This is a genomic window from Thermococcus sp., from assembly GCF_026991495.1.
In the GTDB taxonomy this organism is placed as follows: Archaea; Methanobacteriota_B; Thermococci; order Thermococcales; family Thermococcaceae; genus Thermococcus.
Genome location: NZ_JALXBJ010000009.1, coordinates 1 through 8,489 on the forward strand (window position 1 = coordinate 1; position 8,489 = coordinate 8,489).

Below are 8,489 nucleotides of genomic sequence, written 5' to 3' on the forward strand. Positions count from 1 at the left end.
GTATCAAAACGATGAGAACGAATCAAAAGAAGCAAGAGTAAAAGAGCGAACAAAAGAACACAAAGGTCCATTTTCCAGTTCATTCCCCATGAACCCTCAGCCTCGCCCACCCGAGAAGCGTCCCGAAGGGAAGGAAAATCGCCGTGAATAAATAGAGTAGCCTGAACATCGTTAACAGGGATTCCCTGATGAAAGAAACGTTATAATTTCCAGTGACAACAGTCAAAGCTACCATCATTCCAAACAGATAAAAGATGGCGTAGAAGGCACCAAAGGTACCGCTCTCGGCGTATCTCCTCTCCAGCAGTCCCTTTTCCATGAGCTTCCTTGTTATCTCGTAGTCCCTCTCCAAGGCAAACGCAAACAGTGCCCCCATTAAAACACTTATGAGCGCGTTTTTGATTACGAACAGGTAAAGTCCCGAGCCGACGGCAACGAAATTAACGACTGTCCGGATTTTGAGTATCCACCCGGGTATTATATACCTATGCGCCATCATGGAGTAGTACCATCCGGCGACAACAAAAACGTAGAGAGCCATTGAAACACTCCTTTCAAGGCCAACGCCGGAGAAGTAAGAAATCACGAACAGAAGAATTGACGCCGAAAGCTCTCTCAGAAAATCCAGCCAGGAGTAGGTGATTTTCTCAGGTGTCTTACTCCTGCTATAAAACGCCGATGCTAGGAACATCAGGAAGGTGCCCGTTGCAAAGAGAATGCCAAGAGCTTTAACGATGGAAGCGAAGGAAGTTCCCGGTTTTGAAAAAGCTAGATACAAAAGCCCGAAGAGGAGCACACCAAACCCAAACGAGCCCATGAAAAAGATCAGATACCTCAAACCCCTGGATTTTAATGGCCCGGACTTTCTCCATTCGGGTTCCTTTCGGACAACATAGGCCAGAGTATAGAGGAGCACCAGGATAACCGCAAAGGGAAGGCTTTTTCCGGCGAAATGGAGAGTGCATAGCTGAACAGGGCTGTCAGAAAGAGGACTCCGGCAAAGAAGCTTAGAAGGAGGAAATATTCTCCCTTCAACTTCACATCGCCTCGGGAAGCCAAGTTCATCATTCCACAAAGGAGGAGCACCGGGGCTACTTTTCCAGGATTTTCACCTTAAGCCCGTACTCCCTGAACCTTTCAAAACCCCTGTCGCAAGTGAAGAGGGTCATGTTGTGGGCTATTGCAGTTGCCGTGATAAGTAACTCCTTGAAGGGAGGCCTCTGGCCTTTCTTCATCAACTCCCTGAAGATTGCCCCCGCTATCTTGGCGGCCTCCTCGTTGAATTCGACCTTCGGCATCATTTCAAGCATGAGTTCCTCCCTCTCCTTCAAATGCCCGCAGTAGAGCTCAAAGACGACTATGGTTGGAAGTGCGTAGGTTCCACCGGGAGAAAGACCCTCGATAACCTTCCTGTTTCCCCCAAAGATCTCAATCACCACGCTGGTGTCCAAGAGTCCATCCATTCCTCGACCTCCTTGAGATCTTTCCTAAGTTCCTAGACCTCTTCCGGAGTTCTCGTTCCGAACGCTATCATGAGCACCTCGAGGTTGCCCTTCTTTTTCTTGCCTATCAGCTCCCTCAGGAGTTCCGAGAAGCTCTTCTTACCCTTCATCTTGACAAGTTCATAGTAAACGTCATCGGCTATGGTTATCGTCTTGCCCAAGGACACCACTTATAAGTGCATGCATGAAATAAATAAACCTCTCGAAACCCTTATAACTTATGCCCCCGTAAGTTACTTACGGTGGCGTAAGTGCTGTTCGACCTGAGACCCAAGCAGAGGAGAGAAGATATCTTTGACAGGGAGAGGGAATTTGAAGAGCTTGAAAAAAGCGTTGAAACGTACCCTCTGAGCCTCCTCCTGGGCATTAGAAGGGTTGGAAAAAGCTCGATTCTCAGGGCGTACCTCAGCGTGAACCCTGGAATACTGATTGACTGCCGGGAACTCTACGCGGAGAGCGGCCACATTACCAAGGAAGACCTCATCAGGGAGCTTCAGTTGAAAGGAACTATACTGCAGAGACTTCTCTCAAAGTTTAGAATATCCCTCGACCTGAAGTTCCTCAGACTCGAACCTAAGGAGGCATCGCTGAGGGAGATTTTCAGGGAACTAAACGAAATCGGCGAAAAAACCGGGAAGTTTGTCATAGCCTTTGACGAAGCCCAGTACCTCCGCTTCTACGGTTCGAGGGGAGGGAAGGAACTGTTGGCGCTATTTGCCCATGCCTACGACAGCCTTCCAAACCTGCGGATCATCCTCACCGGTTCTGAGGTCGGTCTCCTCCACGACTTCCTTGGAATAGACGACTACGAAAGTCCCCTCTACGGAAGAATCGCTGGGGAGGTGTACGTTGAACCCTTCACCCCTGATGTCTCAAAGGAGTTCCTGAAGACGGGATTTAGGGAAGCTGGAGTCGAAGTCTCAGGAGACATCGTAAACCGCGCCGTTGAGACGCTGGATGGCATTCCCGGCTGGCTCGTGCTCTTCGGTGTTGAATACCTCAGGAGTGGAGACTTTGAAGAAGCCATCGAAAGAACCCTCGAGACGGCAAGAGGACTGATATTGGGAGAGCTTAAGGAACTCGAGAGGAGAGCGCCCCGCTACGTTGAGATACTCAGGGGAATAGCCCTTGGCTACAACAGGTGGAGCCTTCTGAGGGACTATCTTAATGTGAAGGGTATGCGAACCCCTGAGCCGAGGCTTTACGAACTCTTAAAGAACCTTATGAAAATGGGCTGGATCACGAAAAAGAATGAAACTTACCAGTTAACGGACCCATTAATAAAGGCCGCCCTTACCGACTGACTTATGCCCCCGTAAGTTACTTACGCCCCCAGGGACAACAACTCCGGAAAGTAAAATCACGGTAGCGGAATCCGCTCCACCTCGAGGTGGTCCCAGGTCGGGTACTCCTCCACGATGAAGAACCTAACGGCCCCCTCTATTGCCTCAGCGAGCTCGACCGCTACTTCCTCCGGCATCTCTATCCTGCCCTTCTCGCGGTTGATGTAGAGCCACTCCTCTGGTACCTCCGCCTCCTCCACGAGGAAGCTGTAAAGCTCATCTAAGTCGTCGTATTCAGCTATTCCAAAGCGGAGCGTTCCGTCCTCCGTGATTTCCATATAGGGTTTTGCAACCTTCCTCGCGGTTCTCCTCAGCCTGTTTCTCAGTTGGACAGCGTCCTTCAGCTTCGCCGTGCAGAGGTGGTAGCTCAGGGAGGTGTTTTCTTCTCCCCATTCAAGCAGCCTAAGGCCCAACTCAAGGGAGCCCTTTATGGCCGAGCTCTCGTCGCTCACCGGCTGGTAGCCCATGTCCAAAAGCGTCTTGAGCGTCGTCTCGCTGAACTCAAGCTCGTTGACGTTGAGGAACTTCGCGCCGAGCTTGTCGAGAAACCCGGCGTACCATCTCATCCTCTCGAACTGGCCCGGAATTGAGGGTATCTCGCCGCCGACGTCCCAGTCGAAGTCGAAGGCGTTCTTTATGTTCTCTATCTCGACGTTGAAGAGCTTTGAGTTGGGGTTGAAGAGGTCGGGGTGGAAGCGTATTTCGTCCAAACCGGCATCGTGGAGCTTTTCGAGGTTCTTTTTGCTCGCCAGGGCGCCGGTGGTGTAGAGATGGACGTGGAAGCCCTCTCCGAAGGCCTCCTTGAGGGCCCGGATGTATTCAACCGTCCTGTCAAGCCTAGCGAGCGGGTCACCGCCGGTGACGCCGGCCCCTTTTGCCTCCTGGATTAGAGCTTCCTCAATGATGTCATCAACGCTCTTAACCGGCCTCTCGTTGGCGTAGACAACGTCCTCCTTTCTCCAGGGGCTGAGCGGACAGTAGAAGCAGTCCCGCGGGCATTTTCCTGTGGTGAAGAGGACGAGCTTCTCGCCTCTAACGCAGAGCTGACAGCCCCTCGGCAACTCTCGCACGGCGTATGAGAAGTAAGGCGTCTCCCAGACCAAAGCTCTCACCACTCGAAGGCTCTGGAAAGGACTTAAAAAGGTTGGCGGACAGAGTTGGGAACATGAGGGAGAAGCCGAAGTACCTACCACCAACTTTAAGGGACAAGCACCGCTACATAGCCTTTCAGGTTATCGGGGAGAGGGCCTTCATGAAGGACGAGATAAAAAGGGCAATCTGGGAGGCTTCACTCTCAACGCTCGGCGTTCTCGGTTCTGCCAAGGCGAAGCCGTGGTTCATAAAGTTCGACGAGAAAACCCAGACCGGCATCGTGAGGGTTGACAGGAAGCACGTCGAAGAGCTCCGCTTTGCTTTGATGCTCGTCACAGAGATAAACGGGTCGAGGGCAATCTTTAGAACCCTTGGTGTTTCAGGGACGATAAAAAGGCTGAAGAGGAAGTTTTTGAGCGAGTTCGGATGGCGTTAGCGGAGGAAGGGGATGGCCTTGTCAACCGAGCCCAGGTAGAGGTTGAGGTACCTCCTGCAGGCCTTCTCCCATGTGAAGTCCACCCTCGCGCGCCTCCTTCCGTTTTCCCTGAGCCTCTGGAGTGTCTTCTCATCGAGGTAGCCCGCGCTTATTATGGTCTTTGCGAGGGCGAAGGCGTCCCTGGGAGGAACGAGGATTCCCGTTGCCCCCTCGGGATCGTCTCTGAGGTCTATGATCGTGTCCCTTATGCCGCCGACGGCGCTCCCTATCGGGACCGCACCTAAGCACATCGCCTCAAGCTGAACCAGGCCGAAGGGCTCGAAGTTGGACGGGATCACCACGAAGTCAACGGAGCCGTAGAGCTCCCTCACGGTCTCCCTTGGAAGGACTTCGGTTACCGTTCTCACGTTCTCAGGGAAGCGGTTTGCTATGGCCCTGGCCCAGGCCTCAAGCTCCGGATGTCCCTTCCCGATTATGATGAACCTCATCTCCCGGAAGGAGGGGTCGTTTGAGAGTATCTCTATCGCCCTCAGCAGTGTATCAACGCCCTTCTGGGCCTTGTCGAAGCGGCCGATGAACATGAAGGCTTTGCCGTCTGAGAGACCGAAGTGCTCAAGGATGAGCTTTCTCCTCTCCTTCCGCGAGAGTTCTGCGTTTTTTAGGAGATCTTCGTTCCAGAACGAGCAGTCTATGCCGTTGAAGACGTGCGTGACCTTGCCGTCGAAGTGCCCGAAGAAGCCCCATTCCTCCCAGAGGTAGCTCCTGCTGACCGTGGTTACGGCATCGGCGATGTAGGCCGCGGTGTGCTCCGGGTCTATGTCCGGGTAGGGTGCGAGCTCGGCCAGGTTGGCCTCCCTGAAGTACTCGGCCGGCAGCTTTCCCTTGTTGAGCCTGTGGATCGTGAAGACCGTCCTCACACCAAAGTACTTCCTGATGAGGCCGAGTGCGAAGACGGTGTGCCAGTCGTGGGCGTGGACGACGTCCGGCCTGAACTCTTCTATCATTTCGTTTAGAAGGCCGGCACTTGCTTTGCCAAACAGGACGGCCTTCCGAAGCATGCCTTCCCAGCCGGGCCCGTATATGTCCTCGTTGCTTAAAAGGCTTCCACTCAGGGAGTAAACCGTCACACCGTTCTGCTCCCGCTTTCTTGCCTCCACCTCAACCTCTTCCCCGAAGGCGGTTAGTTTGAACTTCCTAACCGGTTCTCCAAGGTTCTTTCCGTGGTCAGGCGTGAAGGCCACGACCTCGTTTCCAAGGGCCGCGAGCCCCTCGGCTATGTGAGTTATCGCCTCCGCGAGGCCCCCGACCTTAACGGGCAGGTACTCAAAGCCCAAGAGCAGTATTCTCATACTATACCACCGGGATACCGTTGAAGGGGGAGTTAATAAACTTGGGCTCAGTCCAGGAGTATGAACTTCTCCCCCTCGACGTCTTCGAAGTAGCTCCCTATACCCCCGACCTTCAGCTCGCTGCCGTTGTACCTGAAGGTTATGTTGGCCGTTAGCGGGGTGTACTCGTAGTCGATTATCTGCCCCCTGAGGTTCACCGGGTCCTTGGTCTCCACCATCCTGCCGACTATCTCGGCCTCCTTCGGGAGCTCCGTGAACTTGAGGAGCGTTATCAGGGTCCTTATATTGACCAGGGAGAGCGGCTTCGGGAGCTTTTCGTAGTCGGGCGGTTTTATGACCTCGCTGTTGTCGAAGTATATCGTGTAGAACCAGTGCATGTAGTTCTGGATTATCTTGGGGCTCTTGGCCCAGAAGGAGTAGAACTTCTCCCTCCTCCTGTCCTTCGGCAACGCCCCGAAGAAGAGGGCGTACTCGATGTCCCCGATTATCCAGCTGGCCATGAGCCACGGTGCACCGCCGCTCCTCGCGAGTATTACGTTGTCTCCCCTGAGCCAGTCTGGGACCTCCTCAAAGTTGCTTATGATGATGAAGACCACGTCCCTTCTTGCCTTTATCTCTCTCCTCAGGAGCTTTAGGAACTCCATGGGCGTGTTTATAAGAACCTCGTGCCTGGAGCTCCTGATCACGTACTCCGCCCTCTCAAGGGTGTTGTCAAAACCCTGTATCGTCCATATCTCGGGCAGTTCCTCGCCGTGGGCCTGCCTGTAGAGCTCAAGAAAAGCCTTTTTCAGGGCCTCTATGTCCTCTATTATGTCCTCCTTTATCTTCTCTAAGACGAGCTCGGGGTTAACAGGTTTGTACAGCCTTGGAGTCCCCTGCATCACGTCCACAAAGCCCTTCCTGTGGAGTGAGCTCAGGACGTCGTAGACCCTGGTGTGCGGGATTCCGCTTTCCTTCGTTATATCCGTGGCCTTGCTCGGCCCGAGCTTGAGAAGGGTTATGTACGCCAAGCTCTCGTACTTCGTCAGACCTATCCTTTGAAGTTTTTCCATGATCTCCTCTTCCCTCATCTCCTGACCTCCCAAAGGTTTAAGTTTCACTCGCTTTAGTTTACTCATCAATGGTGATACTTGGGTGGTCAGGGTGTATAAAATTTTCGGGTTCGAACGCGACAGGCGCTTCGGGAGGGTGGCTATGGTGGAGTTTTCGACCCCCGCGAAGGGGGAGCCCTACGCCTACCTCTTGGGCAGCTTCAACGCCTTCAACGAGGGCTCCTTCCGGATGGTGAGATCTGACGACAGGTGGAAGATCAAGGTGAGGCTTCCGGAGGGGGTCTGGTACTACGCCTTCTCGCTCGGCGGGGAGTTCAAGGTGGATTCTGAGAACCCGGTGAAGAGGGGGTACAAGAGGCCATCCTACAAGTTCGAACGCGAGGCAAGCGTCGCCGAGGTTCGGGGCCCAGGAAGGCTCTTTCACCGCCCATCGCTCACGTACCTCTACTCCTTCGCCGGGCGGACTCACGTTATCCTGAGAACGGCGAGGAACTCGGCAACCTCGGCCACACTCAGCTTCACTGGAGAAAAGGTGGAAATGAGGCCCAAGGCGAGGGATGAGCTCTTCGAGTACTGGGAGGCCGTCCTGCCGGGGGAGGGCGCGTTGGAATACTCCTTCGAAGTTGAAACGGCTGAGGGTTTTGAGAAGCTCGGCCCCTTTTCGGCCGTTCCTGAAAGCCTGGAGGCACCGGCTTGGGTTCTTGAGAGGGTCTTCTATCAGGTGATGCCCGACAGGTTCGCGGTGGGCATCGCGGAAAAAGAACTGCCCCTGAAGGGAGAGTCCTTTTACGGGGGCGACCTCAGGGGGCTCAGGGAGCACCTCGACCACCTGAAGGGCCTCGGGATCAACGCGATTTACCTGACGCCGATCTTCGAGTCCATGACCTACCACGGTTACGATGTGACGGACTACTTCCACACCGCTGAGAGGCTCGGTGGGGACGGTGAGTTTGACGCCCTCGTTAGAGAGCTGGAGGGGTTTGATGTGAGGCTCATCCTCGACGGCGTCTTCCACCACACGAGCTTCTTCCACCCCTACTTCCAAGATCTCATCAGAAACGGAGAAAACAGCAGGTACAGGGATTTCTACCGGCCCCTTAAGTTCCCGGTCGTTACCCGGGAGTTCCTTAACACCCTTGAGGAGGACATGCCCTGGAGGGAGAAGTACCGCGTCCTCAAGGGGCTTGGCTGGGACTACGAGGCCTTCTTCTCGGTCTGGCTGATGCCCCGCTTAAACCACGACAACCCCGAGGTAGTTGATCTCATAGCTGAGGTCATGAACCACTGGCTCGGGAAGGGTGCCGACGGCTGGCGCCTCGACGTCGCCCACGGCGTTCCCCCTGAGGTGTGGCGTGAGGTCAGGAGAAGGCTTCCCGCGGAAGCTTACCTCTTCGGTGAGGTTATGGACGACGGGAGGCCCTGGCTCTTCGATGCCTTCCACGGGGTCATGAACTACCGGCTCTACGATGCGTTGCTGAGGTTCTTCGTCTTGGGGGAGATAGACGCGCGGGGCTTCCTGAACGAGCTGAACCTCCTGAGCACCTACTACGGCCCGGCGGAGTACTTTACCTACAACTTCCTCGACAACCACGACGTCCCGCGCTTCCTCGACCTCGTTGAGGGCGACGCGGGAAGTTACCTCTGCGCCCTCGCCTTCCTGATGACGTACAAGGGCATTCCGGCGCTCTTTTACGGCGACGAGGTAGGACTCAGGG

The 8,489-nt window shown here is 54.6% G+C and carries 8 protein-coding genes and 1 pseudogene; 3 read left to right on the forward strand and 6 right to left on the reverse strand.

Translation table 11 applies throughout. The annotated features are described in order from the left end of the window. Positions 1-79: 79 nt before the first annotated feature. From MVB78_RS00580 to MVB78_RS00590, 3 genes and pseudogenes are all read right to left on the reverse strand, one after another. Positions 80-916, reverse strand: a complete 837-nt coding sequence (locus MVB78_RS00580) for a potassium transporter Kef (protein WP_297486684.1) — start codon at positions 914-916, stop codon at positions 80-82. Between the two features lie 175 nt (positions 917-1,091). Further along, entirely contained in the window at positions 1,092-1,463 is a 372-nt protein-coding gene (locus MVB78_RS00585; protein ID WP_297486686.1) for a type II toxin-antitoxin system VapC family toxin, read from the reverse strand. A 35-nt stretch (positions 1,464-1,498) separates the two neighbouring features. Continuing rightward, positions 1,499-1,663: pseudogene (locus MVB78_RS00590) on the reverse strand (antitoxin VapB family protein); the annotation flags it as partial. A 90-nt stretch (positions 1,664-1,753) separates the two neighbouring features. On the opposite strand from MVB78_RS00590, the gene MVB78_RS00595 reads away from it, so the two are divergent. Next, the gene (locus MVB78_RS00595) at positions 1,754-2,806 is read left to right on the forward strand and encodes an ATP-binding protein (protein ID WP_297486689.1); all 1,053 of its coding nucleotides are present in this window, start codon (positions 1,754-1,756) and stop codon (positions 2,804-2,806) included. 56 nt (positions 2,807-2,862) lie between these two features. Here MVB78_RS00595 and MVB78_RS00600 read toward each other — a convergent pair whose 3' ends face one another. Continuing rightward, complete coding sequence (locus MVB78_RS00600; RefSeq protein ID WP_297486703.1) at positions 2,863-3,948, reverse strand: radical SAM protein; 1,086 nt, start codon at positions 3,946-3,948, stop codon at positions 2,863-2,865. Between the two features lie 62 nt (positions 3,949-4,010). On the opposite strand from MVB78_RS00600, the gene MVB78_RS00605 reads away from it, so the two are divergent. Continuing rightward, the gene (locus tag MVB78_RS00605; RefSeq protein WP_297486692.1) at positions 4,011-4,373 is read left to right on the forward strand and encodes a ribonuclease P protein component 2; all 363 of its coding nucleotides are present in this window, start codon (positions 4,011-4,013) and stop codon (positions 4,371-4,373) included. On the opposite strand, the gene MVB78_RS00610 is transcribed toward MVB78_RS00605, so the two are convergent. After that, positions 4,370-5,722, reverse strand: a complete 1,353-nt coding sequence (locus MVB78_RS00610; RefSeq protein ID WP_297486696.1) for a glycogen/starch synthase — start codon at positions 5,720-5,722, stop codon at positions 4,370-4,372. The two genes, MVB78_RS00605 and MVB78_RS00610, sit on opposite strands and share 4 nt — an antisense overlap. Before the next feature lie 47 nt (positions 5,723-5,769). Continuing rightward, on the reverse strand, positions 5,770-6,792 hold the full coding sequence (locus MVB78_RS00615) for a TrmB family transcriptional regulator (RefSeq protein ID WP_297486699.1): 1,023 nt from the start codon (positions 6,790-6,792) through the stop codon (positions 5,770-5,772). A gap of 73 nt (positions 6,793-6,865) precedes the next feature. Between MVB78_RS00615 and MVB78_RS00620 the strand changes: the two genes are divergently transcribed. After that, on the forward strand, positions 6,866-8,489 hold a 1,624-nt coding region (locus tag MVB78_RS00620; protein ID WP_297486701.1), incomplete at its 3' end, for an alpha amylase N-terminal ig-like domain-containing protein.

Bases quoted from the DNA above. Each gene is read 5' to 3' on its own strand.
- MVB78_RS00615 (WP_297486699.1), bottom strand. From the start codon at position 6,792: ATGAGGGAAGAGGAGATCATGGAAAAACTTCAAAGGATAGGTCTGACG.
- MVB78_RS00610 (WP_297486696.1), bottom strand. From the start codon at position 5,722: ATGAGAATACTGCTCTTGGGCTTTGAGTACCTGCCCGTTAAGGTCGGG.
- MVB78_RS00585 (WP_297486686.1), bottom strand. From the start codon at position 1,463: ATGGATGGACTCTTGGACACCAGCGTGGTGATTGAGATCTTTGGGGGA.
- MVB78_RS00605 (WP_297486692.1), top strand. From the start codon at position 4,011: ATGAGGGAGAAGCCGAAGTACCTACCACCAACTTTAAGGGACAAGCAC.